At 66.3% G+C, this 26,089-nt stretch carries 19 protein-coding genes; all 19 read right to left on the reverse strand.

The window, feature by feature from the left end; translation table 11 throughout:
• Positions 1-14 precede the first annotated feature (14 nt).
• A complete protein-coding gene (locus ACPEE1_RS10990) occupies positions 15-1,859 on the reverse strand; it encodes a TadG family pilus assembly protein (RefSeq protein ID WP_182341805.1) in 1,845 nt (614 codons plus the stop codon).
• A gap of 14 nt (positions 1,860-1,873) precedes the next feature.
• The gene (locus ACPEE1_RS10995) at positions 1,874-2,377 is read right to left on the reverse strand and encodes a TadE/TadG family type IV pilus assembly protein (RefSeq protein ID WP_116924061.1); all 504 of its coding nucleotides are present in this window, start codon (positions 2,375-2,377) and stop codon (positions 1,874-1,876) included.
• A complete protein-coding gene (locus ACPEE1_RS11000) occupies positions 2,374-2,925 on the reverse strand; it encodes a TadE/TadG family type IV pilus assembly protein (RefSeq protein WP_116924060.1) in 552 nt (183 codons plus the stop codon). Before ACPEE1_RS11000 ends, ACPEE1_RS10995 begins: the two co-directional genes overlap by 4 nt.
• A 23-nt stretch (positions 2,926-2,948) precedes the next feature.
• Positions 2,949-3,392: a DUF3613 domain-containing protein gene (locus tag ACPEE1_RS11005; protein ID WP_232539363.1), complete on the reverse strand. Its 444-nt coding sequence runs from the start codon at positions 3,390-3,392 to the stop codon at positions 2,949-2,951.
• An 18-nt stretch (positions 3,393-3,410) separates the two neighbouring features.
• Positions 3,411-4,430 (reverse strand): tetratricopeptide repeat protein, encoded by a 1,020-nt coding sequence (locus tag ACPEE1_RS11010; RefSeq protein WP_423936345.1) that lies wholly within the window; start codon positions 4,428-4,430, stop codon positions 3,411-3,413.
• A gap of 2 nt (positions 4,431-4,432) precedes the next feature.
• On the reverse strand, positions 4,433-5,422 hold the full coding sequence (locus ACPEE1_RS11015; protein ID WP_116924058.1) for a type II secretion system F family protein: 990 nt from the start codon (positions 5,420-5,422) through the stop codon (positions 4,433-4,435).
• Positions 5,423-5,511: 89 nt separating this feature from the next.
• Positions 5,512-6,498, reverse strand: a complete 987-nt coding sequence (locus ACPEE1_RS11020) for a type II secretion system F family protein (protein ID WP_116924057.1) — start codon at positions 6,496-6,498, stop codon at positions 5,512-5,514.
• Positions 6,495-7,820 carry a CpaF family protein gene (locus ACPEE1_RS11025; RefSeq protein WP_182341801.1) on the reverse strand — a complete coding sequence of 442 codons (1,326 nt, stop codon included), beginning with the start codon at positions 7,818-7,820 and terminating at the stop codon, positions 6,495-6,497. The genes ACPEE1_RS11020 and ACPEE1_RS11025 overlap by 4 nt, the downstream gene beginning before the upstream one ends.
• A gap of 8 nt (positions 7,821-7,828) precedes the next feature.
• Positions 7,829-9,286, reverse strand: a complete 1,458-nt coding sequence (locus ACPEE1_RS11030; protein ID WP_423936348.1) for a pilus assembly protein CpaE — start codon at positions 9,284-9,286, stop codon at positions 7,829-7,831.
• A gap of 4 nt (positions 9,287-9,290) precedes the next feature.
• Entirely contained in the window at positions 9,291-10,685 is a 1,395-nt protein-coding gene (locus ACPEE1_RS11035) for a type II and III secretion system protein family protein (protein WP_182341794.1), read from the reverse strand.
• 98 nt (positions 10,686-10,783) lie between these two features.
• Positions 10,784-11,821, reverse strand: coding sequence for a Flp pilus assembly protein CpaB (gene cpaB, locus ACPEE1_RS11040; RefSeq protein ID WP_116924053.1), 1,038 nt, complete (start codon positions 11,819-11,821; stop codon positions 10,784-10,786).
• Between the two features lie 125 nt (positions 11,822-11,946).
• Positions 11,947-12,501: an A24 family peptidase gene (locus ACPEE1_RS11045; protein WP_232539362.1), complete on the reverse strand. Its 555-nt coding sequence runs from the start codon at positions 12,499-12,501 to the stop codon at positions 11,947-11,949.
• 10 nt (positions 12,502-12,511) lie between these two features.
• On the reverse strand, positions 12,512-12,697 hold the full coding sequence (locus tag ACPEE1_RS11050) for a Flp family type IVb pilin (RefSeq protein WP_116924463.1): 186 nt from the start codon (positions 12,695-12,697) through the stop codon (positions 12,512-12,514).
• An 81-nt stretch (positions 12,698-12,778) separates the two neighbouring features.
• Entirely contained in the window at positions 12,779-14,692 is a 1,914-nt protein-coding gene (locus ACPEE1_RS11055) for a TolC family protein (RefSeq protein ID WP_423936352.1), read from the reverse strand.
• Between the two features lie 3 nt (positions 14,693-14,695).
• Positions 14,696-16,024: an HlyD family type I secretion periplasmic adaptor subunit gene (locus tag ACPEE1_RS11060; protein WP_423936354.1), complete on the reverse strand. Its 1,329-nt coding sequence runs from the start codon at positions 16,022-16,024 to the stop codon at positions 14,696-14,698.
• Positions 16,021-17,895 carry a peptidase domain-containing ABC transporter gene (locus ACPEE1_RS11065; RefSeq protein WP_182341786.1) on the reverse strand — a complete coding sequence of 625 codons (1,875 nt, stop codon included), beginning with the start codon at positions 17,893-17,895 and terminating at the stop codon, positions 16,021-16,023. Before ACPEE1_RS11065 ends, ACPEE1_RS11060 begins: the two co-directional genes overlap by 4 nt.
• Positions 17,896-18,194: 299 nt before the next feature.
• Positions 18,195-19,730 (reverse strand): hypothetical protein, encoded by a 1,536-nt coding sequence (locus tag ACPEE1_RS11070; RefSeq protein WP_182341782.1) that lies wholly within the window; start codon positions 19,728-19,730, stop codon positions 18,195-18,197.
• Between the two features lie 79 nt (positions 19,731-19,809).
• Positions 19,810-20,328, reverse strand: a complete 519-nt coding sequence (locus ACPEE1_RS11075) for an OmpA family protein (protein WP_423936357.1) — start codon at positions 20,326-20,328, stop codon at positions 19,810-19,812.
• 103 nt (positions 20,329-20,431) lie between these two features.
• Positions 20,432-25,540 carry a hypothetical protein gene (locus tag ACPEE1_RS11080; RefSeq protein WP_423936359.1) on the reverse strand — a complete coding sequence of 1,703 codons (5,109 nt, stop codon included), beginning with the start codon at positions 25,538-25,540 and terminating at the stop codon, positions 20,432-20,434.
• Between the last annotated feature and the right edge of the window lie 549 nt (positions 25,541-26,089).

Consider the following 26,089-nt stretch of genomic DNA (forward strand, 5'->3'; position numbering starts at 1 on the left):
GCTCACTCCTGTCTTCATTGCACGATCTGGGCGGTATCGCACTGGATGCCCAGCAGATCCACGCTGGCGCGGCCCAGCTCGATGCCCAGGCCTTGCAGCAGCAGGTCCAGCGCGCCGCCAATGGTGTTGAGCAGGGGCGCTAGCAGGGCGCTCACGACCGTGACGATCACATTGAGCAGCGCATTGAGCCCGCCGAGCAAACCGCCCAGCAGCCCGCCAAGCAGGCCGCCCAGCACGCCGTAGTACTCGGCGTTTTGCACATCCCCCACCAGTGCCGGCACCTGCTTCAACAAATTGCTGACTGTTGTGCCAAGCCGCAGCCCATTGGGGCCGCTGGAGCGCTCCACGTCCACCTGCATGCCGACCAGGCATTCGTCCACATTGCTGCTGTTGTAGGGGCAGGCCTGGGCATTGGGCGGCGATGTGTAGCTGGCGCCTTGCAGCAGCGACGTAGACAGCTTGCTTTGCACGCGCAGCCCGCCCAGCAGGTTGAGCAGGTTCAGGTCCACCAGCTCGGTCTTTTGGCAAACGCCATTGGCATTGAGCTGGCCAATGCAGACGTCACCAATTGCCGAGCGCACGGAGATATTGGCCCGCCGGTCATTGCGGGCGGGGGTGCACTGGATGGCTTCGAGCGTGCCGGTGCTTCGCACCAGATCGACCTGAATGGGGATGTGCACGCGGATACCCAGCAGGTTACCCAGCAGTGCAGTGAGCAAGCCGGGCGTGCTGACATTCTTTTGCTCACCGATGTTGACGGTCAGGCGCACCTGGGCGCTGCGCGCCTTGGTCTGGCCATTGGCCGGGCCGATGGCATTGCGTGGCGGCTCCACCACGGTGAGGTTGGCGTCCAGAATGCCCGGCAGCCCCAGGCCCAGCGCCACGCTGTTGGTGCCGTTGGCAGCGACCAGGTGGGTGCGCACCAGGTCGCCCAGGCCGATGGCGGCATCGAGTCCCGCGCCGATGGGCGAGGCAGCGCCCCCTGCGGAGATGACGGCCAGCAGGCCCTTGTCACCGCCCAGCGGCAGCTTGATGTTGGCAAGCTGAAAGGCCGCCAGGTAGGCGCGCAGATCGACCAGCGCAGCAATGTCGACGCCGGCATTGAGCAGGCTGTCGCTGCCGGCATTGATCGCCGCGTCGATCAGGTCGATCACCGAGGCATTCACATTGGCCAGGTCATTGGGGGTGAGCAACGCCAGGTCGTTGACGCCAATGGGCAGGCCCAGCACCTTGAGCAGGCCCGAAGGCGTGATCTTGGCATTGGCGATGCCGTCCTTGTCGAGGATGGTGAGCCGCTGGATATCCAGCCCCACCAGCGCGGTGATGCGGCCCAGCAGGCCATTGTTGTTGAAGCGCAGCAGCTGCGAGCCGATCGAGAACGCGGCCACCGGCTCGCTGTCCTTGGCGGCGGTCGCAGCCGCTGCCACCAGGCGCGAGCCCACAAAGGGCAGCAGCTGCAGCACCTCGCCTTGCAGCTGCACGCGCACCGCGTTCATCGGGCTGCTGCCCAGGCCAAAGCGCAGCGCATCGGCCTTGCTGCTGTCCCAGTGGCCGCAGTCGATGCGGCGCTGCTCATTGTCCAGCGACAGGCGTAGCTGGGTGGTCACGCTTTGGTTGGCTGCCGCCTGGCCGAGCCCGCAGGTGGCCGAGTTGCCATAGGTGATGGCATTGACCGCTTCGAGCGCGGCCACATCGGCGATGCGCTGCAGATCGCGTTTGGCGTAGTACATATAGCCAATCTGCACAGTGCCCAGCAAGGTGACCAGCACCGCGGCGAGCAGCGCAAACTGCAGCAGCACGGCGCCGCGCTGGGCCAAGGGCAGGGCGCGTTGGAGGGATAGGGGGCTACAGGCGGACATGGTGCAGATCCTCCTTACAGCAGCGATGCAAAGTGCACCACGCTTTTTTCATAGAGCTGCCGGGGCTCGGTGACCCACACGCTCTGCGTGCCAAACAATGGCGCGAGCTGGTAGCGCAGCTCAAAGGTGGCGCTGCCGGTGCCTGTGCTGGGGCAGGCCGCTTGCCACTGGATGGGGCTGACCGTGAGCTGGTCGGCCACGGTACCGGGTACGTCACTGCGCTCCAGGCTGGAGCGCACCGATTGCAGCACCCGCAGCTGGATGGTGGCGCGGTTGGCTGCGGCCTGCGTGGGGTGGCAGGGGTCGCTGACCCCCGCTGCCAGCACACCCAAAATGGCGCGCGCGCCATCTCCTGCTGCCCGCGTGAGCGACTGCTGCGCCTGGAACGCCCGCCAGTACACCGTCAGGCCCAGCAGCATGACGATCATGAAGACCGCAATCAAGGCAAACTCGATGGCCGCGACGCCACGCTGCGGTCCCGGTGCGCCTGCGCAGCGGCTGGTGCAGGGCTGCTTCATAGCATCCTCCTGTCAACCAACAAGCTGGCCTGGGCCTGCAGGCTGGCCGGCAGTATGAGACCCAGCCCCGGGATCGCCGGCGCAATCGCGCCCTGGCGGTAGTTGGCGATGCGGTAGCTGACCAGCACCAGGCAAGGGGTCTCGATATTGCAGTCGAGCGCGGGATTGAGCGCAGTGTCCTGGTTGCAGGCAGTGTCTGCCAGGTGGCAAAGGGTGAAGTCGATATCGCCCTCGGCGGGCCGCAGCTCGGCGGGCAGCCAGCTGAGCGCATTGGCCGTGGTGCGGCGCGCCTGCAAGCTGCGAAAGGCCCAGGTGGGCGGGTTGCTGCCGATGATCGTGGAGCTGGGGTAGCGCAGTGCCGCCCGGGCGCCTTCTTCGACCGCGTACTGCATGGACTGGCGCACCAGAAAGGTGAGGCCATAGCAGACGATGCCGTAGAGCAGCACAAAAAACACCGGGAAGATGATCGCCCACTCCAACGCATATACCCCGCGCTGCTGGCGCGAACGCCTGCAGCGGTGCATGAACGGGGTGGGGTGCGGGCGCATGGCGGGCTCCTGGGCGGTAAGTGTTACTGCTTCACATCCATGCCGGTCTCAAAGCGCTCGGGGATCTTGGTCTCAAAGCTCTTGAGGTAGCGCTGGTAGCTGCGGCTGGCCTGCTCGCCATCGATGGCGCGGGGGTGTACGCCGGGCGATGCGGTCTGCATGGCCAGCAGGCGCTCGGTGGCGTTGCCGATGATGAGCGGGCGGCTGCGCCAGATGACGGGGTTCTCCAGCGAAGGATTGCTGTTCTCCGTGGCCAGCGGAATATAGGGCTGCGTGGCGGGCGAGGCGCGCTCGGCGATCTCCACCACATGCGCTGGCCGTGTCATCTCCAGGCTGGGCACCTCGGCTTGGACCGATGCCACGGCGCGGCTGGATTCGGCACGCACCGCGGTGACCGAGAATCCCGCACAAGCAGCAAGGCCCAGCAGCACGGAACGCCAGGTGGGGAGAGAAAGGGACTGAGACATGAGTTACTCCTGGTGGTGCTAAGGCGCAATGGGGCGTGCCGGGGTATTGGTGATGTGCGGGCTGTCGTTGCCAGCGGCTGTGCTGCGCAAGGCCGTGGGCACGGCAGTCCCAGGGCCGGCAGCAGGCCCTGCAGATGGCGTTGCAGCCGGCGCCGCGATCGGGTCTGTAGCCACAGCTGGAAGCGGGCTGACCGCAAGTGCTGCGCCGTCCACCAAGGGCGCCGCCGCAGCCGGTACTGGCGCTGGCAGCTCACCCCCGTTGCGCCGGCGCATGGCGGTTTGCACGGTCTGCAGTTGGGCCTGCAAGGTCTGCATCGAGTTCGCGTCGATCAGCGCGGGCACATTCTTGGTGGCGGGCTGGCTCAGGCGTTGCAGCAGTTGCGAGGCCTGTGCCTTCTGGTCGCTGGCCATCAGGTAGAGGGCCAGGTTGAGCTGCACCCGGGCATTGCCCGGGGCCAGCTGCGCTGCCTGCAACACTGGCAGATGGGCGGCCTCGGTCTGGCCGTCCAGCATATGGGCGTAGGCCAGGTCGCTCAGCACATCGGCATCAATGGGGTTGATCTGGCGCGCCATCTCGAGTTGCGCAATGGCATTGGGGTACTGGGCCTGGCTGGCATACAGCAGGCCCAGGCCGCGCCGCGCGCGGGCCACGGTGCTGCTGTCGGGGTCGGCCAGCAGCGCCTGGTAGCCTTGCTCGGCCAATGGGCCCTGGCCGGTATTGCGCAGTGCATCGGCGCGCATCAGCCGGATCTGCGGCTGGCTGCCGTACTGGCGCTCAAAGGCCTGCGTATGCGCCAGCGACGCATACCACTGGTTGGCCTGCTGCATCTGGCGAATCAGGTTCAGATAAGTCTGCTGCGGATCGATCTGGGTCAGCTGCGCGGCCTTTTCCATTTGCTGCTGGGCTTGGGCTGCCGTGCTTTGTTCGGCGGCGCCATAACCTTGCGGGCCTTTGGAGGCGCAGCCGGTCAGCAGCGCAGCGGCCAAGGCCAGCAGCGGCATTGAACTTGTTCGGGTGTTGCTGAGGTGATGGCGCATAGTTATTTCCCTCCTATCGCCGACAGTGAGCGGATCACCGCGGTAAAGCCAGGCCCTGCGGTAATCACGATCAAGGCGGGCAGCAAGGTCAGCACCATCACGCCGGTCATCTTGACCGTGATCGTGCCGATCTTTTCCTTGAAATTGGCCTGGCGCTTCTCGCGCAGGCGTAGGCTGAACTCGCGCAGCGGCTCTTGCACTGCGCCGCCATGCCGGTCCACCTGCACCAGCAGGTTGACCACGGCACTCATGTCGTCGTCCGCGCCCAGCATCGCCAGGCGCTGCAGCGACTGCTCACGCGTGCGGCCCGAGCTGTAGAGCCGATTGGCCAGGCCCAGCTCGGCGCTCAGCACGCGCAGCACACTGCCAAACTCAGAGGCCAGAATATGCAGGCTCTGGTCAATGCTCAGGCCCACGCCCTGCAGCAGGCGCAGCAGGTCAACAAACAGGGGTAGTTCTTCGACGACTTGCTTGCGGCGTGTCGTTGCCTTGGAGCGCAAAATCCACTTGGGCAGCATCAGGCCCAGGCTGAAAGCTACAAAGCCTTGGAACACGGCGGTGGTGCCCTGTGGCTCGAAAATTAGCAGCGCCAACACAGGCAGGGCCAGGCACAGCAAGATGCGGCTGGTGACAAATGTGAAGGCGCCACGTGCCATCTCGATGCCTGCCTGCTCCATGAGCTTGCGGTCCTCGTCCGCAAACAAGGCCTTTGCCAGTCCGGTGTCCAACCAGGCAGGCGGCTTGAGACGATCGATCATCTGCTGGGCCGCTTCTTGCTCACTTTGCGATGCGGAGCTTGGCAGCGCTTGCAGCCCGGGTATGGGGAAGGGTTGAATCACCGCAGCTGTCGCCTCGCGCTGCCGCAGCAACTGCGCGACGCGCAACTCGGTGCGTTCGCTGCGGTGCTGGCGCAGCAGCAGCCTGCCTGCGAGCATCAGCAGCCCCAGCGCAGCCAGCACCAGGCTGGCAATCCACAGTTGATCGCTGGTCATCGGCAATCCTCCGTGCAGCAAACAGGCTCTGGAGGAGGCGAATAACGGCGGTCGTTCAGGAATGTGGGTCGAGACATCAGTCGGACTCCCTATTTCAGGCGTGCCAGCCGGTACAGCAGAAAGGAGCCAAATACTTCCAGGCCTGCTGCGATAAAGATCATTTTTTGGCCGGTACTGTCTTGCCACAGCCGCAGGAAGTAGCCCTGGTTGAGCAGCATGATCAAGCTGCCCACGATGATGGGCAGCAAGGCCAGGATCCAGGCTGAAAGACGCACCTCGGTCGAGAGGGAATGGAGCTCGCGCTCGGCCGATTGGCGGTCGCGGATATAGGCGGACACACGTTCGAGCACCTGGTCCACCCGGCCGCCATAGCGCGTGCTCATGCGGAAGACCGCAGCGAGCAGCCCAAATTCGGCCAGCTTCCAGGTGCGCTCCAGCTGTGTCATCGCCTGGCCCAGATCGGGCGAGACGCTGAGGGACGCATTGACATGCTGCAAGGCGCTGCCCAGCGGCTCGGGCACATTGCCGCTGGCAAACTGGAAGGCGGCGTGGGGCGAGTTGCCGATGGAGATCAGCCGCACCATATTGTCCAGAAAGCCCGGCAGCAGCGAGAGCATCTTGGCGCGGCGCTTGCTCACCCGGTGCCAGATGCCAAACCAGGTCAGCAGCGCATAGACGGCCAGCACCATCAGGCCCAAAAGTGCGCCGGCCTGCATCGCAATCAGCATGGCCAGCACGACGCCCACTGCAGCAATCATGGCCAGACCCCGTGGCGTAATGCCCCAGGCGCCATAGCCCAGATGGTCATACAACCATTGCCGTGCCGAGGCCGAGGCCGAGGGCGTGAGCGCAGCAGGCAAGGCTGCAGAAGCTCTGGGGTCGGCTGCCATGCCCGGCATCGGGGCGGCGGCTGAGGGGGCCAGCAGATCGCGCTGGATATCGCGGCTGCGCTGCATATGGCCGGCAATCGATTGCCGGGCCTGCTGCTGGCGCGCACGGGAGAACAGCCACAGCGCCAGGGCCAGCAGCGCGCAGGCGAGGGCGGCGATGACCAAAACGACTGGGTGGATGTTCATCGCTGTCCTCCGCCGCTGCCGGCCTGCTGCTGGCCCCGCCACCAGGCCAGCAATTTGGGCGAATGCGGCGAGATGCCCATGGAGATCCAGTGGTCCTGCTCCTGGCCGTCGGGGCCGGTCTGGGCCTCGTAGCGGTAGAGCTCCTGGGTGGAGATCATGTTGTCCGTCATGCCGGTCACCTCGGTCAGCGACAGCAGGCGCCGGCGGCCGTTGGAGAGGCGGCCGATCTGCACGATAAAGTCCACCGCATTGGCAATCTGGCGGCGCAGGCTCACTTCGCTGCCCTGAAAGCCGGCAAAGCCGGCCAGCATCTCGGCGCGGTAGAGGCATTCGCGCGGCGAGCTGGCATGGATGGTGCCCATCGAGCCATCGTGGCCGGTGTTCATCGCCTGGAGCAGCTCCAGCACTTCGCCGCTGCGCACTTCGCCAACGATGATGCGATCGGGCCGCATGCGCAGGCTGTTGACCAGCAGGTCGCGGATGCTCACATGGCCCGAGCCATCGAAGCTGCCCGGGCGGCTCTCCAGCCGCACCACATGGCTGTGGTTGAGGGCGAGCTCGGCGGTGTCCTCGATGGTCACGATGCGCTCGTTGCTCGGGATAAAGCTGGCCAGGGCGTTGAGCAAGGAGGTCTTGCCCGAGCTGGTGCCGCCGCTCACCAGGATGTTGCAGCGTGCCTTGACGGCCATCTCCAGAATGCGGCAGATGTCTTCGCTGAAGCTGCCCAGCTCGACCAGGTCTTTGGGCGTGAGCGGGTCCTTGCGGAACTTGCGGATCGAGACCGTGGGGCCGTCGATGGCCAGCGGGCCGATGATCACATTGATGCGGCCGCCATCGGGCAGGCGGGCATCGACCATGGGGCTGGATTCGTCCAGGCGCCGCCCCAGCGGCGCCAGAATGCGCCGCACAATGCGCAGCACATGCTCGTCGTCCTTGAAGTGCGAGGCTTCGCGCTCGAGTATGCCGCCGCGCGAGACATAGATGTCGCGGTAGCCATTGATGAGGATGTCCTCGACGCGCGCATCTTCCAGGAGCGGCTGCAGCGGGCCCAGGCCGGTGAGCTCACGGCTGAGCGCCTCGGCCACCTGGCGGGCCTCTTGCTCATTGACCGGCACCGCATGCAGGCGGATAAAACTGTCGAGCTCGAGCTTCACAAACTGCGCAATCGCCGCCTGGGACCAGCGGCCAAACTCCGCCCCCAGCTCCTCAATGCGGCTGAGCAGGTGCTCATAGGCATGGTTCTTGAGATCGGCAAGCAGCTGGGCATGCTGCAGGTTCTCGCTGGCAGCGGCGGCGGAGGTGGTGTAGTCCGTGGTCGTCATGGTGGTTTTCAGTGTCCGCGCAGGCGCTGGAGAAGGTGTTGCAAGGGCCCGGCCGCGCCGCTGCGGTGGCCCACACGCTGTGGATGGTGCGCGGCCAGCAGCTGGTCGGCGAGCTGGCCGACCGCCTTCACATAGGGCTCGCTGCGGCGCTGTGCCTGCAGCAGCAGGCCCCGGTTGACCTCCTGCATCAGTGGCCGGCGGCGCTCGGGAATGCTGCCAAGCAACGGCAGTTGCAACTGCGCCGCCATGTGGCTGGCCGCCAGCTCCAGCCGGCTGTCATGGCGGTTCACAATCAGCTCGATGCGCTCGGGTGCAATGCCGATGGCCTGCAGTTGCTGCAGGAGCTCGGCAGTCCAGACCACGCTGGCCACGCTCTGGTCGCAGACCAGCCAGATCTGGCTGGCCTGGGGCAGCACCTCGGCCAGCACCGGCAGGGGCGTGTCTGCGCCCAGGTCCAGCACCAGGTGCTCAAAATACTGGCCCAGGCGCTGGACCAGTGCGTCGATCTCTCCGGCCGCTGGCAACGCGGCATGGCGGGGCATGGTCAGCAGCCGCAGGCCGCTGGGGTGGCGCGACAGCGCGCTGGCCGCCATGCGCTTGTCCAGGCGCCGCTGCTGGCTGAGCGCATCGGCCAGGCTGAACTCGCCCGGGGTGTTGAGGTAGATGGCGCAGTCACCGCCGGAAGCACCCATGTCCAGCAGCAAGGCATGCAAGCTCTGCCCATCGGCGGTGTGGCTGGCTGGCACAGCAGCCTTGCCGCTGCGCGCAGGGCTCAGGCCCTCTTGCAGATGCCAGGCCAGGTGCGATGCCAGCAGGCTGCAGCCCAAGCCGGCCCGGGCCGAGAGCAGTGCGGTGATGGGCGCGGCATCGGCACGGCGCTGGTCTACGGCAGCGGGGCGGGCCAGCAATTGGCTCACCACTCGCTGGGCCGGGTCCAGCGGTGCATCCAGATCCAGAAAATCCTGCACGCCGGCGCGCAATGCTGCCAGCAGGCATGGGGCGTCCTGCGCATGGCCAATCGCCAGGCGCGGGATATGCGGAAAGGCCTGCTGCAGCTGGGCCACCAGCGCAGTGGCCGCATCGACATTGGCGCTGTCAAACTGCACCAGCACCGCCTGGGGCTGCAGCTGCTGCACTTGCTCGGCCACCGTATACAGGCTGGGAGCGACATGGGGCTGGGCGCCGCCCAGCAGCCGCTGCATCCAGGCCAGCGCCAGCGCGCCCTGCGGCGCGGGCGCCTGCACCAGCAGCAGCGGCAGCGGCACGGTGGCCGGGCTGTCGCCTGCGGGGTTGGCGGTGGCAGGCACTGGGGTCAGTGAAGGTGGTACGGCGCGCAGGGCCGGGCGCTCGCTGGCATCGGCCGGCGCAGGCCGGGCCTGCCCGGGCCTGGGGGTGAGCAGGTCAGCCAGCGAGGGGCTCTCGGGCGCGGAGCCTGCGCTGTGGGGGGCGAGCGAGTCCTTGTTCATGGCATCAGTACGAAAAGCCGGGCAGGGGGGAGTCGGCATAGGGCGCGCCTACCGCATACGGTGCCCAGACGCGGCCCGCATTGGGCAGCTCCTGCTGCGCGCCCGGCAGCAGTGCCTCCAGGTTGGTGCCGGCGGGCAGCGGCTGCACCAGGCGGGGCGTGACGATGATCACCAGCTCGGTCTCTTCCTGCGAGTAGTTGAGGTTCTTGAAGAAGGTGCCCAGGATGGGCAGGTCACCGAGCAGCGGCACCTTGTTGACATTGGACAGGGTCGAGCGGCTGACCAGCCCGCCAATGACAAAGCTCTCGCCATCGGCCAGCTCGACAAAGGTGTCGGCACGGCGGGTGCGCAGCGCGGGCACCGAGATGTCATTGATCGTCACGCCCTGGGTGTAGTCCAGGTCGCTGGCCTCAGGCGCCACCTTGAGGGCGATGCGCTCGTTGGACAGAATGGTCGGCGTCAGCTGCAGCTTGACGCCAAACTCCTTGTACTGGATGGAGATATTGTTGCTGCCGCCGCTGGGCACGGGGATCGGGATCTCGCCACCGGCCAGAAAGCTTGCGGTCTGGCCGCTGTGGGCCACCAAGGTAGGTTTGGCGAGCACGCGCGCCAGGCCATTGCCTTCGAGAAAACCCAGCTGCGCAGTAATGCCCCGGCCGCTGAAGGCCCGGCCAAAGCCGAGCACCAGGTTCATCGCACTGGCAATGGCTGTCGTGCCATTGTCGCTACCACCGCTACCGCCGCTGCCGCTGGAAGAGCCACTGCTGCTGCCATTGCTGCCCGGGGTGTAGACGCCGAACTGGAAGCCATGGTCATTGGCCCCGCCGCTGTTGAGCTGCACGCCCGCGCGCCGCATGGCCGATTTCTTGAACTCCACCACCTGCACATCCACCTGCACGGTATTGCTGCGCACATCCACCTGGGCGCGGTCGGTCAAGGGCGTGCCTTTGGGCGCAGTGGCCGCCAGTTCTGCCGAGGCGCGCGCGTGCTCAGGGAGGGACTGGAGGCGGCGCTCCAGCAACAGGCGCGGGCCACTGACCACAACGCTCCAGGTCTGCGGTTCGCCCTGGCTGGGCCAGACCATCAAGGTGGTGCTGCCAGCGGCCTTGGGGGTCAGCAGCAGCTCGGCCGGGCGGGCAGGGCGCGGGGCGGCAGCCTTGCCAGCGGCGGGCTTGCCGGTCTGGGGCAATTCGCCCAGCACCTGCACATCCAGCACGGCTGGGTCGCCAATGGCGATGCGTGCAATGGCAATACCGGGTTTGAACAGCTGCTGCTGGCCTTGCACCAGCGCCAAGGGTTGCACGCTCACGGCAGCGGGGGCCACAGGCTGGGCCTGCACGGCCAAGGTGCTGGCCAGCAGCGGCAGCCAGGCGGCGGATGCGAGTGCGGTGGTTCTCATAGTCGGTTCCCTCGTCTGTCTCGTTCTGGTTCCGGGCCTTGCGGGCCCGTGTGCGCCTGTGTGGCGCGGTCAACCGGGGCTGACAACCCCGGCAGCCATCAATAACGTACGGTCTGCACGCTCGCGCCTTGGTAGACCTCCAGCGTGCGTGGTGGCGCCAAGGGCGCGGCCGGCGCTGGCGCCCTGGCCTGCGTGACGGTGGCAGGGCGGCGCACTGGCTTGCTGTCGGCGCCGGTTGCCAGGTCCTTGAAGCGCAGGCCGGCAAAGGAGCGGTCCATGCCCTGCAGCTCCTCGCCCTTGGCCAGCTTGCCTGCTACCGGCTGCAGCACCGTGGGCAGCGCGGCAAACAGGGCCGGGTCGGGCACGCGGCTGTCATCGGGGTGGCGCAGCGCCAGGCTCAACTGGCCGTATTTCTCGGCCAGGGTCAGGCGCTCCACATCCTGCAAAGGCACGGCCAGCACGGCGGTCGCGGCACTGCGAGCCGCCTGGGCATCTTGCGTATTGCGCCGCGCCGCATTGCCGCTGCTGCCGGTCTTGGCGGCCTCTTGCTCTTCCTGCTGGCGCTGGGCCTGGGTGAGCGGGGGGTTCTCGACACTGGCTGGGCCATAGGCCAGCACCCGGGTGCGTGCCAGCAGCAGCCGGGTCTGGCTGTCCACCTCCGCCGCGTCGGTCTTGCCATCCAGCGTAAAGAACACATCGACAAAATCGCCGGGCCGCACATGGTGGCCAGCAGCCATGGCCTCGCGGATACCGACGGACACCGCGCGTTGCCCGGGCTCGACCTGCAAGGCCAGGCCGCTGATCAGTTGCTGCTCAAAGAGCGGTGCATCGGGCGCCAGCGCCATCGTGGTGGTGCGGCCCAGCAGAGCATCGGTGTTGGAGAAGCTGGAGGCCACGGCGACTGGCAACTGCGCGATCTTGAGGTCGTCTGCCACCAGGCGCTGGCCTGCCGCTATGGGCTTGGCAGCCACCACAACGGCAAAGGTGGGCGCCGCTTGGCTGGCAGCACCGCTGCTTGGCGCCGTGGTCGGTGCCACCGGCCGATTGGCTGTCTGGCGGCCCAGCAGCAAGGCGCCCAGGCCCAGGGCCAAGGCCAGGACCAGCAGCAGGCCGGCCAGTATCTTGGTGAGGTTCATGGTTGAGGGCTCCTAGAGGTTGAACGCGGCATATGCTTTGCTGTCGCGGCAGCGTGTGCGGCCCAGGGGGCGACAGCAAAACACATGGGAGGTGGAGGTGAATAGAGGTGCATGTCAGCAGTCCTTCAACCCTGGAAAGGCACGGAGTTGCGCATCATCAGCACGATCGCCACCAGCGCCATATAACCGGCATAGGGAATGCTGCGCTGGGGGCCACGAGGCCGGTCGTTGGCAGGCGCATCTGCACCGGCTGCCAGTACGGGCTGCAGCAGGGGCAGTCTGGCCAGCAGCAACGCGCCTTGGGGGCTGCGCAGCAGGCTGCGGCACCCCAATACGACCATGCTGTGCAGACCGGCAAGCAGGCTTGCACCCAGCCAGATGGCCAGCAGATAGGGGGACAGCCCAAACCACAGGCCAGCGACCGCCGCAAACTTGACATCTCCGGCGCCCATCCAGCGGATGGCGTACAGGGGTAGCAGCGCGACAAAGGCCACCGCCATACCTGCCAGGCCTTGCCAGGCCAGCATGTCGAACGGCTGTGCACCTCCGAACAGTGCTGCCAAGCCTGTGGCCAGGCCCAGCAGCACCATCCAGTTGCGCACCTTGCGGCTGCGCAGATCCATGACTGCTATGGCGACGAGCCACAGCAGCAGGATCCAGGTGAAGGCAGTGGTAGTCACGTTGAGGCGCTCAGGGAGCTGCGGTGCCGGAGGCAGTCAGGGCAGTACCAATTTTCTCGAAAACCACTTTCAGCTTGGTACCGATATCGGTCAATGCCACCAGCAGACCGACGGCAATCAGCCCTGCAATCAACCCATACTCAATGGCGGTCGCGCCTTCTTCATCGTTCCAGAAGTTCTTGATGATGTTGGTCATGATGCTCTCCATTTACATAGCCCAGCTGAAAAACAGTGGCAGGCGTGGGCAAGCGCCTGTCGCTGTGGAAACCCGTACCTCTTACCAGCGCAGTGCGCGCGCTGCACCGGGGCCTTGCGGCTGGCTGAGCAGCTGCGTGTCCCATCGGTGGTCCAGGCGCAGCGGCAGGTGCTGCGCAGTCAAAACAGGGGGTGAGGTATAGGGGGTTCCAGGCCGGGCAGGGGCTGCGCGGCTGCCAGCCAGTGGCGCGGGGCCAGGGCTGGCAAAGGGGCGCTGCGCAGTGGCAGGCGCGGGGGCATTCGCAGAGCGCTGGGCAAAGAGCTGGTCGAGCCAGTGCTCGGGCAAGTCGCGGGGCAGCAACTGGCCGGTGGTGCGGGTCAGGCGCAATTCATTGATGCGCTGGTCATACATGGCGTCGGCTGCGTCCAGCATCAGGCGCTGTACGTCGAGCTGGGCATCGAGCACCTGCGAGAGGTTGCCCCGGCCCACTTCCAGGAGGCGCCGGTAGCCCTCAAAGGCGGCACTGGCTTCGCGCACGGCATCGCGCAGCTGGGCCTCGCGGGCACGGCCCGCTTGCCAGCGGCCCCAGGCGGAGGACGCAGCCTCATGCACCTGGCGGCGCACGGCCTCTTGCTGGGCCTGCTGGGCCTGCAGCTCGCTGATGGCCTTGAGGATGCGGTCGCGCAGCTCAAAGCCATTGCCAAAGTTCCAGTTCAGCTCCACGCCGTAGCGGGTGCCTTCGGTGTAGAGCACGCTCTTGGGATCGCGCGTGTGCGAGACGACGGCGGCCACCGTGGGCCAGCGCTGGGCCTTGCTGCGCTCGACCTCGGCCTGGGCGCGCTCGATCAGGTGGCCGATCTCGCGCAGCTCGGCGCTTTGGTCCTCGGCAGCCAGCAGCGCCGCTTGCTCATTGGTCGGCACCCAGAAGCTGGGCACCTGGGGCTCGGGCAGCCAGGACAGGCTCGGGATGTAGTTGAAGAACCGGGTAAAGCGGGCCTGCGCATCGATGCGCTGGGCTTCCAGCGCGTTTTGCTGGGCCAGTGCGCTGGCGCGGCGCGATGCAGCCTGGCGCAGGTCATTGCGGCCCACGGCGCCCAGCTCCGCGCGGCGCTCTTCCACCCGGGCGAGCTGGCCGATGATCTCGGCCGACTCGGCGGCAATGCGGGCCTTGGTCTGGAAGCGGTGCAGCTCTAGCAAGGCCGACAGCGCATCGAGCAGCACATTCTGGCGCGTGGTGTAGAGGGCGCTGCCTTGCGCCGCTTCCATGGCCTGGGCCGCATCGATGCCGGCGCTGATGGCGCCGCCATCGAGCAGGTTCATGCGCACCTCGGCGTTCACCGCCGTGTACGAGCTGCGCCGCCCGCCCTGGGGCAGGGCCGCATTGCCGGCGGAGGTGCCCAGTTTGAAGCTGGGCCAGCGCGCGCCCTCAGCCGTGTGGGTGTCGTAGCCGGCTGATTCCACGGCGGCGCGCGCCTTGCGCACATCGGGGTGGTCGCTCAGCATCGTGTAGAGCGCTGTGAGCAGCTGCTGCTGGGACGCGTTGCCTGCAAGTGTGCCTGGCATCAGCTTGGGTGCCAGCTGCAGTGCGGCGGCAGGTGCGGTGCTGGCGGGAATGACGGGGGCGGCCGGCGTGGGAGCTGCCAGTTCTACGCTTGCGCTGGGTGCGGTGCTGCTGGCAAGCGCAGGCGCGCTATCGCGGCTTTCTGGCGCAGGTTCAGCCATTTGCACGCGCAGCGGCATCTCCAGCACCGGCATGGCGTCGGACTGGCTGGCCTCCTGCGCCGGCACGGTGCCATCGGAGAAGCCCTGCGCCTGCAGATCGCTGCTCGCCCAGGCCATGGTGAGCGCGCAGACAATCCCCCAGACCGAGGCGCCCTGCGGCTCGGCGCGCCCGGCGCAAGCCAGGCGTGGCTGGGCTGCCAGATAGCGCGCGGGCAAGCTGGCCGCCTGGCCAAGCGGCGCGCTGCTAAGGGGTGGGGGGGCAAAGAGGCGCATCGCTCAAGGCTCCCGGAAAGCTTCGCTTTGGATATGCAGCACGGGGCGCAGCAAATACCAGATAAAGGGTTCACGGCCCAGCAGCAGATCGAGCTCGGCCTGCATGCCGGTGGTGATGCGGTTGTCCTTGCGGCCAACCCATGGCTGGGCCAGGCTGGCCTGGATGCGGAAATACGAGGGCGCATCGGGCACGTTGGGGTCGTGGTCGGCGTCGGCCGATACCAGGGTGACCTTGCCAGGCACAAAGCCATAGCGCAGGTAGTCGTAGGCGCTGACCTTGGCCTTGGTTTCCTGGCCAGCACGCACATAGCCCCGGTCGGCCGGGTTCAGGCGGGCCTCGACGATGACCTCGTCCTTGTCGGGCACGACTTCCAAAATCGCCTCGCCGGGCTTGACCACCCAGCCGGCGCCCGAGCTGCGCAGCCCTTTGACGACGCCGTCGGTCGGGGCCAGCACCACCGTGCGGCTGCGCTGGTTGCGGGCGCGGGCCAGGTCTTCGCTCAGGCTGAGCAGCTCGCGCTCGGTCTGGGCCAGCTCTTCGGAGGCTCGGCGGCGGAACGCGCCCTGGGTTTCCAGAATCTTGGCCTGCGCCTGCTCGACCTTGGCGCGGTTGCTGACCAGGCTTTGCACGGCGGCGGCCAGATCGGTGCGTACCAAGGTGAGGGCGCGCTGCTTGTCCAGCACTTCGAGCTGGCCAATCAGTTGCTCGGCCGCCAGCTGCTGGGCAATGCCGGCCTCTTGCTCATGCAAGGCCAGGCTGCTGCGCAAGCCGTCGATACGGGCCTGGCTTTGCGCCACATCGCCCCGGGCCTGCAGCAGCATGGCTTGGCTCGATGCCAGGCTGCCCTGGTATTCCAGCGCCCGTGAGGAGAAGGCGCCCAGCTCGGCGCGCACAATCTTGTTCTCGAGCTCGCGCGGGAAATCCGTTGCCTTGAGCGCCAGGCCCTGGCTCTCTGCCGTGAGGCGCGTGCGGCTGGCTTGCGCGGTAGCGCTGCGGGCCGTCAACTGCTCCAGGTTCAGGCTGCTGCCGCCCAGGTCAATTTCGAGCAGCGGCTCGCCCTTGTGGACTTCCTGGCCTTCCTTGACATGGACGGTGGTGACGATGCCGCCTTCCAGATGCTGGACTGTCTGCACGCGGTCGGAGGGAATCACCTGGCCGCTGGCGACCACGACGTTCTCGACCGGGTAGAACAGGCCCACCAGCACCAGCACGCCCAAGGCGGCCAGCACGATGCGGCGCTGGTTGCGGCCGGGCTGGGGCGTGTCGGGAACCGGTGGCCGCTCCAGGTTTTGCAGCACCTGGGGCAGGTCGTGAAGGGAGCGGGCCGTCATGATGCCAACTCCTGGGCCTGCGCCGGGCCGGGTGCGGCCGATGGCTTGGCGGCAGCCGCGCTGCGCGATGCGGTGGCCTCGTTGGCAGCGGCCGCTGGCTTGCTGCTGACGCCAAAGAGCAGCGGCAGCATCTGCTCGGGCTGGCCCTGGTCCACCTGGCCGTCACCGCGCACATGGTAGATATGCTGGGCGAGCGAGGCTACGCGCAGCGAATGGGTGACGATGATGACCGTGTGCTTGGTCGCAATCTGGCGCAGGGTTTGCAGCAGCGCGGTTTCACTCTCGAAATCCAGGTCGTTGCTGGGCTCATCGAGAATCAGCACCGAGGGGTTGCGCAGGAAGAGCTGGGCCAGGCCGAGCTTGCGCAACTCGCCGGCTGACAGGCCCGCGCCGCCTTCGCCCAGGACAGTCTGGTAGCCCTGGGGCAGGCGGCTGATAAAGCTGTGCGCGCCCGACAGCTGGCAGGCCGCCAGAATCTGGCCGTCATCGGCATCGGGGCTGACCATGCGCAAGATATCGACAATGGGGCCGCTGAACCAGTAGGTTTGCTGTGCCAGGCAGCCGACCCAGCGGCCCAGGTCATTGCGCGGGAACTGCGCCATGTCGTACTCGTCGATCGAGATCGTGCCTTGCGTGGGCTGGTACAGGCCGGCGAGCAGCTTGGCCAGGGTGGATTTGCCCGCGCCATTGCGGCCCAGGATCGCATGGATGCCGCCGGGGCCGATCTGCAGCGACACCTGGTCCAGCGCCAAGTGGCCTGAAGGGTACTGGAAGCTGGCCTGCTCCAAGCGAAACACGCCGCGCGGGCGGGGCAGCGCAATGCGCTGGCTCTCGGGCTCCAGCGGCTCTTCCAGTGCTTTTTGCAGGCGGGCCGTGGCTTCGTTGGCACGGGCCAGCGAGCGCCAGTTGCTGGCCAGCTGGGCAATCGGGCCCAGGGCCTTGCCCGACAGCAGATTCACCGCCATCAGGCTGCCGATGCTCATCCACTGCGCATTGATGGCCAGCGCGCCCACGGTGATGACGGCGACCGAGAACAAGGTCAGCAGCACATGGCTGGTTTCCTTGGCGTTTTCCATCTCGCCGTTTTTGTCAAAGCTCTCGGCCAGCCATCGGTCATAGCCCGATTGCCAGGCCTGCTGGGCCGCTGCGTCATAGCCCAGCACCTTGAGGGTGCCGCGCGCATTGCAGATCTCGGCCGTGCCCCGGTCGAGCTGGCGCGCCTGCTCGACTTCTTCGACCCGGCCACTGCGCACCTCATCGGCCCACCACCAGGCCAGCACGCCCAGCACGACCATGGCCACCACGATCACCGGCAGCACGGGCCAGGCGATGATGCCGATCACGATCAGCGCGAGCAGAGCCATTGGCAGATCCAGCACCGAGGAGGCCACGCCGCCCGAGATGCACGAGCGCATCGAGCCGACATCGCGAAACAGCTGCAACCACTGCGTGGCCGAGCGCTGCTCCAAAGTGAGCAGCGGATGGGCCAGCATGGAGCGCATCAGGTTTTGGGAGACTTCGCGGTCGATCGTGGCGCCCGCTTCCCGCAGCGCACGGGCGCGCTTGCGGCGCAGGTACAGCTCCAGCGCCAGCATGCACAGTACGCCGGCCACCATGGCGGTGAGCGTAGCGGTGCCGCCGCGCGAGATGACACGGTTATAGACCTGCAGCAGGAAGATCGAGGGCAGCAGCCCGAGCAAGCTGATGGGCAGTGACAGCCAGACGGCCTGGTGCAAATGGCCTTTGGCATGGGCGAACGAGGTCGCCATGGCAGCAGCGAACGGGCTGGCCGTCGCCGCTTCGGCCTCCTGGGCCTGCGCCGTGGCTTCGGTGCGTGACACCAAGGCGCGGGGTAGCAGGTACTCGATCATGTTGGTCTCTCCCAATTCCTCTCAGCGATCCACTGTTGCGCTGCACAAATACACTATTTATTTATTGGTTTTTCTTATTAACTCGGAAACTCGACTGCGGTTTAGTCCGCCATTTCTTGTAATTTACTTTGATTTTTATCAAACATAGCGCGGAACGGCGATGGTAAGAAATTGTATTTTTTTATGACAAATGTCTCCCGCCCAGATACTAAATATAGGGGTTATATAAATATTGGCGGAGCGGGAGTCTTAAAGCTTTTTTCTATGTGAATGTTCAACAAATTGAGGGTATTTGCTAATCAAAAATTAATTAATTGCGGAACAGCAATATGGTGAATCCACTGGTAAATACGCCAGTTGTTGGCCTGCAAAGGGTCTGCACCGGTAAATGGCTCAATAAAAGCGGCTTGCTCTCGCGCATCGGGCGCCATAAACATGGCCGCTTCGGGGTGGAGGTATTGCGGCAGCTGGGCTTGCAAGGTTTTGCGCAGCGCAGCCAGCCAACTGCAGCTTTGAAGGTGGCTGCGGGCCTGGACCAAGCCCGGTTGCAGGGCCAGCTCGGCCACCGCCACCACAGACCAATCGGGCTGCGCCGAGGAGGCGCCCCCATGGGCCAGCAGGTGCCACTGCAGCCAGTGCCGGGTCAGCGCTTCGAGCGCAGCCATCTCAGGCGTGGCCATGCTGGTGGTACTGGCGCTGCTGCCTAGGGCGGCGCCGGGTGGGGCGGATGGTGCATCGCTGGGCGCTGCGACCGCAGTGGATGCGCAGCCCAACGCACCCATGCAATCGGCATAGGCGGCCAGCGCCACCAGGCGCCAGGCGGGCGCCAATGCTGACGGTTTGGGCGTGGGCAGCGGTGGCTGCAAGTCGCTGTGCGCAGTCACGACCTTGCCGGGGGCCAGGCGCTGGGCCAGTTGGGCCATGACCGGCAGCACGCTGTCCAGCGGTTCGGTCTGCTGGCTTTGTGCATAGCGGGCCAGTACCAGCAGGCACAGCGCGTGGTGCAAGCGCTGCGTCCCATCTGCCTGGTGGCGTTGGATCTGCTGGCACAGCTGCTGCGCGGCACGGCCCAGCAGCTGGGACAGGCCGCGCTGCTGGGGGGGCGCCTCGCCCGTCTGCTGCTGGTAGCGCTGCTGCACCAGCAGCAGCGCATAGATGCGCGCGCAAAAGGCCTCCAGGCGTTCGTTGCTCCAGGGGCCGTGTGCTGGCTCGGGCACGGCCAGCGCCTGCAGCGTGGCGATGCTGGCCTCGCTCTGGAGCAAGGTGGCGCCGGTGGTCGGCAACGGGGGCGTGTCAGCGCGCGGCAGCTGCGTCAGACGGCCTTCGCTGTTGACAAACAGGCCTTGCAGATGCAGCAGCCAGTGCGCACGGGGCAGGCGGCCCGGCTGCTCGCCCATGCCAGGCAGCCATGCGCTCGGTGCCGGGGCTGTTGCCGACCAACGCTGGGGCGGCACCAGTTGCACCTGCTCGAGGCTCTCGTCGGCCAGCGCCCAGGCCGAGACCGCAGGGCGCTGGTTGGCCGGTGCGGCGCTGCCTTGCAGCGCACTGATGCGCGATGGCCAGTCAATGCGCAGCTCCAGGCAGTCGAGGTTGCGGCTCCAGGCCCATTGCCGCACCTGGGTGGTGCCGGCGCGCCAGGCCGCCTCCAGCGTGGCGCGGCGCACATAAAAGGTCGCCACAGGCTCTCCTGGTGTTGCCACGCTCAGCAGCAAGATGCAGTCGCCAAACGGCTCGGGCAGGGGGCTGGTGCGGGTCTTCAAATAGTCCAGGCCCAGGCCCAGTTGCTGGACCAGGCTGGCCTGTTTGTTCCAGCGGTGGGGTGCTTGGTGCGCCAACACATGTCCTCCAGGGGCTGAGACAAGGCAAGGGGGCAGGGCGATGCAGGACGCCATGCCAGGCCGGGGCAGAGGGCACTCAGCGGTATTCGAACTCCACCCGCCGGTTGCGCTGGTGGGCCTCTTCGCTGCTGCCGGTATCGGCCAGGCGTTCCTTGCCATAGCTCACGGCCTCGACACGGGCGGGGTCGACCCCCAGGGTCTGCAAGCTGCTGCGCATCGACTCGGCCCGTTTTTGGCCCAGCGCCAGGTTGTATTCGATGCCGCCGCGCGCATCGGTGTGGCCCTGCAAGGTCAGCGACTGGCCAGGGTGGCTGCGCATCCAGCGTGCATGGCTCTCCAGCACGGGGCGGTCAGCCGGGCGCACGGTATAGGAGTCAAAGTCGAAATACACGGTATGGGCCGTATCGGCCGGCCCTTTTTTGCCCGGCTGTGCGGTGGCAACGACTGGTGCCACGCCCGATTGGGCGGGCTCGGCCGAAGGCTTGGACAGCGCGTAATGGTGCTCTTCGCGTTTGGAGGTGGTGGAGCTGCTGCCGCAGGCCGCAAGGCCCAGGGCCAGCACAGCGGCGGCAGAAAGAGGGAGAAGTTTGAACATGGCAATCCTTGATGGGGCCCCGCGCTTGCCTGGAAACCAGGCAAGCGCTGCAGACCCATGGGGATGGAAGCGGGTCACTGATCAGCGCAGGGCGCGCTGTGCATCAGGCCAGTTGGTGGTGCAGCAGGTCCTGCGGCAGCACGCTGTGTGCATCGCCGCTGGCCACACTGCTGATGGCGGTGGCCACCGGCTGCAGCGCGCTGCCGGCCGTGCTGGCCACGAAGTGTGGGGCTGCCGTGCCGCCCAGCAAGCCACCGAGCACGCCGCTGCCGCCCAGCAGACCGCCTACGAGGCCGTGCTCACTGGTGATGCCCGAGAGCAGGCCGGTGTTGCCGCCGAGCAGGCCACCGACCACGCCGCTGTCACCCAGCAAGCCGCTGACCAGGCCCGTGTTGCCGGTCAGGCCGCCCAGCAGCCCCCCCGTTGCGCCGGTGCTACCCAGCACGCTGCCCAGTACGCCCTGGTCACCGAGCAGGCCGTCGACCACACCGCCCAGGCCCGCTGCTGCGCCGCCCGAGGTGGCGCCACCCAGCCCGGCCAGGACATCGTGTACGGCCGAGACCACCGGCTCCAGTGCCTGGCCCGTCTCCTGCGTCAGGCCATTGACCGCCGAGGTCACAACGCCCAAGGGGCCGCTGCTGGTGCTGGTCAGGTTTTCGACCACACTGGTCACCGGTGCCAATACGCCGCTTTGCGGATCCAGCAAGGTATCGACCACCGCGTTGACCGGCGCTGCGACGGTGCCGCCGACCAGATCACCGACCAGGTTCTGCGCCGTGGTCACAACACCGCTGCCATCGGCGCCGCCGGAGCCATTGCCCTGCAATCCGCCCAGCAGACCACCGTCACCAGTCAGGCCACCGAGCAGTCCGCCTTCGCCGGTGATGCCGCCCAACAGGCCGCCATTGCCGCCGACCACGCCACCCAGCAGACCACCGTCGCCGGTCAGACCGCCGAGCAGACCGCCTTCGCCGGTGATGCCGCCCAACAGGCCGCCATTGCCACCGACGACACCACCCAGCAGGCCACCGTCACCGGTCAGGCCGCCGAGCAGGCCGCCTTCTCCCGTCAATCCGCCCAGCAAGCCGCCGACCGCACCACTGGAGGTGCCGCCGCTCAGGCCCGCAATGACATCGTGTACGGCAGAGACGACCGGCTCCAGCGCCTGGCCAGGCACTTGGGTGAGCCCATTGGCCACCGAGGTCACGACACCCAAGGGGCCGCTGCCGCTCTGGGTCAGGCCTTCGACAATGATGGTCACCGGTGCAAGGACGCCACCTTGTGGATCCAGCAGGGTATCGACCACCGCGTTGACCGGCGCTGCGACGGTGCCGCCAACCAGGTCACCGACCAGGTTCTGTGCCGTAGTGACTACACCGCTGCCATCGGCACCGCCGGCGCCATTGCCCAGCAATCCGCCGAGCAGACCACCGTCACCGGTCAGGCCACCAAGCAGGCCGCCTTCACCGGTCAGACCATCCAGCAGGCCGCCGTTGCCGCCAATGACACCGCCCAGCAGGCCACCGTCACCGTTCGAGCCGCCGAGCAGGCCGCCTTCTCCAGTCAGGCCGCCGAGCAAGCCGCCGACTGCGCCACCAGAGGCGCCGCCGCTCAGACCTGCGACGGCATCGTGCACGGCAGAGACGACCGGCTCCAGCGCCTGGCCAGGCAACTGGGTCAGGCCATGGGCCACCGAGGTGACGGCGCCCAGCGGCCCGCTGCCGGTATGGGTGAGACTTTCTACCACGCTGGTCACAGGGGCCAATGCGCCGCTTTGTGGGTTGAGGAGGGTATCGACCACGGTATTGACCGACGCTGCGGCCGTGCCGCCGACCAGATCGCCGACCAGGTTTTGTGCCGTAGTGATTACGCCACTGCCATCGGCGCCGCCGGAGCCGGAGCCCAGCAATCCACCCAGCAGACCACCGTCACCGGTCAAGCCACCGAGCAGCCCACCTTCACCAGTGAGGCCGCCGAGCAGGCCACCGTTTCCGCCGACAACGCCGCCCAGCAGACCACCGTCGCCGGTCAGGCCCCCCAGAAGGCCGCCTTCACCGGTCAGGCCGCCCAGCAAGCCGCCATTGCCGCCGGTGAGGCCTCCCAGCACACCGCCGACCACGGTGCCAATCAGGCCACCGCCCAGTCCGCCGCCGGCACCACCGTCGCCGATGCTGCCCAAGCCGGCAATCAGCTCGTTCAAGGCACCAATGACCGGTTGCAGCCCTTGGCCTTCGACCTGGGTCAGGCCACTGACCAGCTCGGTCAATACACCCAGCGGGCCGCCTTCGACCGAGGTCAGACCTTCGAGCACCGAGGTCACCGTGGCGAGGGTGCCCGTACCGGGGTTGAGCAGGCTGTCGAGCAACTGGCCGACGGGTTCGGCCACGGTGCCGCCCAGCAGGTTGTCGACGACATCCTGCGCCGTAGTCACCAGGCCGCCATCGGTGGCGCCGCCACCCGGGACCAGGCCGCCCAGCACACCGCCGACGATGCTGCCGATCAGGCCACCGCCCAGGCCTCCACCCAAGCCGCCTTCACCGATGCTGCCCAGCCCGGCAATCAGCTCGTTCAAGGTGCCGATCACAGGCTGCAGGGCTTGGCCTTCCACCTGGGTCAAGCCGCTGACCAACTCGGTCAGCACACCGAGCGGACCGCCGTCGACCGAGGTCAAGCCTTCCAGCACGGAGGTGACCGTGGCGAGCGTGCCGCTGCCCGGGTTGAGCAGGCTGTCGAGCAACTGGCCCACCGGCTCAGCCACCGTGCCGCCCAGCAAGCCATCTACGACATCCTGCACCGTGGTGACCAGCCCGCCATCGGTGGCGCCGCCGCCAGGCACCAGGCCGCCCAGCACACCGCCGACGATGCTGCCAATGATGCCGCCGCCCAGGCCGCCTTCACCCACATTGCCCAGGCCGGCAATCAGCTCGTTCAAGGTGCCGATGACGGGCTGCAGCGCCTGGCCTTCGACCTGGGTCAGGCCACTGACCAGCTCGGTCAATACACCCAGCGGGCCGCCGTCTACCGAGGTCAGGCCTTCGAGCACCGAGGTGACGGTGGCGAGGGTGCCGTTGCCGGGATTGAGCAGGCTGTCGAGCAATTGACCCACAGGCTCTGCCACGGTGCCGCCCAGCAGGCCATCGACAACCTCTTGGACCGTCGTGACCAGGCCGCCGTCGGTGGAACCACCGCCAGGCACCAGGCCGCCGAAGATGCTGTCGACGATGGAGCCGATCAGGCCGCCGCTGATACCACCTTCACCAATGCTGCCCAAGCCGGCAATCAGTTCGTTCAAGGTACCAATCAGCGGCTGCAGCGCCTGGCCGTCCACTTGGGTGAGGCCATGGACCAACTCGGTCAAGACACCCAGGGGGCCGCCTTCGACACTGGTCAGGCCTTCGAGCAAACCGGTCACGGTTGCAAGCGTGCCATCGGTCGGGTGCAGCAGGCTGTCGATCAACTGGCCCACCGGCTCTGCCACCGTGCCGCCGAGCAAACCGTCCACCACGTCTTGCACCGTGGTCACGATGCCGGGGCCGTCCGTACCACCGGGCGGCGTGCCGGAGCCGCCGCCCAGCAAGCCGCCCAGCAGACCACCCACGCCCGCAAGCAGCTCACCGAGCGGGCTGTTCTCACCGAGCAGACCGCCCAACACCTGGTTCACCAGACCGGGAATGCCTTCGGTCGATGTGGGATCGCCCAGACCTGCGATCAGCTGGTTGAGCGTGGAAACCAGCGGCTCCAGCCCTTGGTCCTGGATATTGACCAGGCCATCGACCAGCTCGGTCAGCACACCCAGAGGGCCACCATTGGTGTTCGTCAACTGCTCCAGCACGCTGGTCACCACCGCGAGGGTTCCCGTCGATGGGTTGATCAGCGAATTGACCAGATCCGTGACGGGCGCCACCAAGGTGCCACCGCCCAGCGCGCCCAGTACGTCCTCGACCGAGGTGATCAGGCCATGCCCGTCCGTAGGATCGGTGGGGTTGGTCGGATCCGTAGGATTGGTCGGGTTGGTTGGATTCGTTGGATCCGTCGGGTTGGTTGGATTGGTCGGGTTCGTGGGATCCGTTGGGTTAGTCGGATTGGTAGGGTTGGTAGGGTCCGTGGGGTTCGTAGGATTGGTTGGATTGGTGGGATCCGTAGGGTTGGTCGGGTTCGTCGGATTGGTGGGATCCGTTGGGTTGGTCGGGTTGGTAGGATTCGTCGGATTGGTAGGGTCCGTCGGATTCGTAGGGTTGGTGGGGTTGGTCGGATTGGTGGGATCCGTGGGGTTGGTTGGATTGGTCGGGTTCGTAGGATCCGTCGGGTTCGTCGGATTGGTGGGGTTCGTAGGGTTGGTCGGATTCGTGGGATCCGTAGGATTGGTTGGATTGGTCGGGTTCGTAGGATCCGTCGGATTGGTCGGATTCGTTGGGTTAGTCGGGTTCGTTGGATTGGTGGGGTTGGTCGGATTCGTTGGGTTCGTAGGGTTTGTGGGGTTCGTTGGATTGGTAGGGTTGGTCGGATCCGTGGGATTGGTCGGATTCGTTGGGTTGGTGGGATCGGTGGGGTTGGTCGGATCCGTAGGACTGGTGGGATCCGTCGGGTTGGTAGGGTTGGTCGGATTGGTCGGATCCGTGGGGTTGGTGGGGTTCGTTGGATTGGTGGGGTTGATGGGCGGCGTCCGGTCGTCGTCATCGTCGCCGCTGTCCAGCGCCGCAGCAATCAGCGCGCCGCCACCAATGCCCACCAGGCCGGCGAGCAGAAAATCGCCCAAGGTAGAGCCACCGGCTTCGGCCGTTTCCTGGGTCACCACCAGGCCCAAGGCGTCGGTGTCGTCCCCGGCAGGGGCCACATCGACCTTGCCCGAGGCCAGATCCAGCGCCATCGCGCCTGTGCCTTCGGCGCCTGCCTGGTAGCCCAGCGTGGCCTCGGTGCCGCCCGCAAACGTGCCCACGAGCTTCTGGCCACCGGCACCGCTGAACTGCGCCTGCGCGCTCCCATCGGCTGGCACGATGATCTTGTCACCCACTTGCAAGGCCGTGCCTGCGGGGGCCGCCATCGTCTGGCCATCCCGCACAATCTGCACGCCGGCGCTGGCCTGGGACAGGGTGGCAGGCGTGCCTTTGGCCGATGCGGCCATCGCTGCGCCGCTGCCGGTTTGGGACGCCATGCCGTGGGTGGCCAGTGCGGCAGCTGCGGTATTCGAGGGGAGGGCGGTGGAGGTGGTCATTTTCTCTGTCCTGTAGAAAATTGAAATATCAAACGCAAGGGCTCCGATTTGCCTCGCGAGGCTTATCTGGGCGGAGACTGTGCAACTTGCGTGCCATGGATTTGTTTTTTATCTGCGTTCTTTTGGTATTTCATAAGTCATTGAAATTCATGAATAAATATATTTATTTGCAGATGAATCGCAGTTTAAAAACTATGGCCCGATCAGGCGTTTAAGCAATGTCCAATGTTGTTCCCTCCGGCGTTACGTAACGTTCTGCCGTTACGCTGGAGCATTTCCGTCAATATTTGCTGCGTCGCTGTTAAATAGGATTTAAATCATGATCCTCTGGTATCCATAAAAATTTACATAATGAATCAGGTGCCGGGCTCGCATACTATTTCTGCTGTCTCTTGCCGCATGAGTGTTTCTCCTGGTCACTGCTGCGCCGGCTTAAAGAAGCTGTTCAAAGAATCTCGTTGTATTTCCCCTGTTTCCATGACTTTTAAAAAGCCATCTATGCGCATCGCGTCTCGTCACTTCTCTCCCCCTCTCTGGTTAAGGCAGGCA

Source organism: Comamonas sp. 23 (assembly GCF_049601575.1).
Taxonomy (GTDB): Bacteria; Pseudomonadota; Gammaproteobacteria; order Burkholderiales; family Burkholderiaceae_C; genus Comamonas; species Comamonas squillarum.

Bases quoted from the DNA above. Each gene is read 5' to 3' on its own strand.
- ACPEE1_RS10990 (WP_182341805.1), bottom strand. From the start codon at position 1,859: ATGTCCGCCTGTAGCCCCCTATCCCTCCAACGCGCCCTGCCCTTGGCC.
- ACPEE1_RS10995 (WP_116924061.1), bottom strand. From the start codon at position 2,377: ATGAAGCAGCCCTGCACCAGCCGCTGCGCAGGCGCACCGGGACCGCAG.
- ACPEE1_RS11000 (WP_116924060.1), bottom strand. From the start codon at position 2,925: ATGCGCCCGCACCCCACCCCGTTCATGCACCGCTGCAGGCGTTCGCGC.
- ACPEE1_RS11005 (WP_232539363.1), bottom strand. From the start codon at position 3,392: ATGTCTCAGTCCCTTTCTCTCCCCACCTGGCGTTCCGTGCTGCTGGGC.
- ACPEE1_RS11010 (WP_423936345.1), bottom strand. From the start codon at position 4,430: ATGCGCCATCACCTCAGCAACACCCGAACAAGTTCAATGCCGCTGCTG.
- ACPEE1_RS11015 (WP_116924058.1), bottom strand. From the start codon at position 5,422: ATGACCAGCGATCAACTGTGGATTGCCAGCCTGGTGCTGGCTGCGCTG.
- ACPEE1_RS11020 (WP_116924057.1), bottom strand. From the start codon at position 6,498: ATGAACATCCACCCAGTCGTTTTGGTCATCGCCGCCCTCGCCTGCGCG.
- ACPEE1_RS11025 (WP_182341801.1), bottom strand. From the start codon at position 7,820: ATGACGACCACGGACTACACCACCTCCGCCGCCGCTGCCAGCGAGAAC.
- ACPEE1_RS11030 (WP_423936348.1), bottom strand. From the start codon at position 9,286: ATGAACAAGGACTCGCTCGCCCCCCACAGCGCAGGCTCCGCGCCCGAG.
- ACPEE1_RS11035 (WP_182341794.1), bottom strand. From the start codon at position 10,685: ATGAGAACCACCGCACTCGCATCCGCCGCCTGGCTGCCGCTGCTGGCC.
- cpaB (WP_116924053.1), bottom strand. From the start codon at position 11,821: ATGAACCTCACCAAGATACTGGCCGGCCTGCTGCTGGTCCTGGCCTTG.
- ACPEE1_RS11050 (WP_116924463.1), bottom strand. From the start codon at position 12,697: ATGACCAACATCATCAAGAACTTCTGGAACGATGAAGAAGGCGCGACC.
- ACPEE1_RS11055 (WP_423936352.1), bottom strand. From the start codon at position 14,692: ATGCGCCTCTTTGCCCCCCCACCCCTTAGCAGCGCGCCGCTTGGCCAG.
- ACPEE1_RS11060 (WP_423936354.1), bottom strand. From the start codon at position 16,024: ATGACGGCCCGCTCCCTTCACGACCTGCCCCAGGTGCTGCAAAACCTG.
- ACPEE1_RS11065 (WP_182341786.1), bottom strand. From the start codon at position 17,895: ATGATCGAGTACCTGCTACCCCGCGCCTTGGTGTCACGCACCGAAGCC.
- ACPEE1_RS11075 (WP_423936357.1), bottom strand. From the start codon at position 20,328: ATGTTCAAACTTCTCCCTCTTTCTGCCGCCGCTGTGCTGGCCCTGGGC.
- ACPEE1_RS11080 (WP_423936359.1), bottom strand. From the start codon at position 25,540: ATGACCACCTCCACCGCCCTCCCCTCGAATACCGCAGCTGCCGCACTG.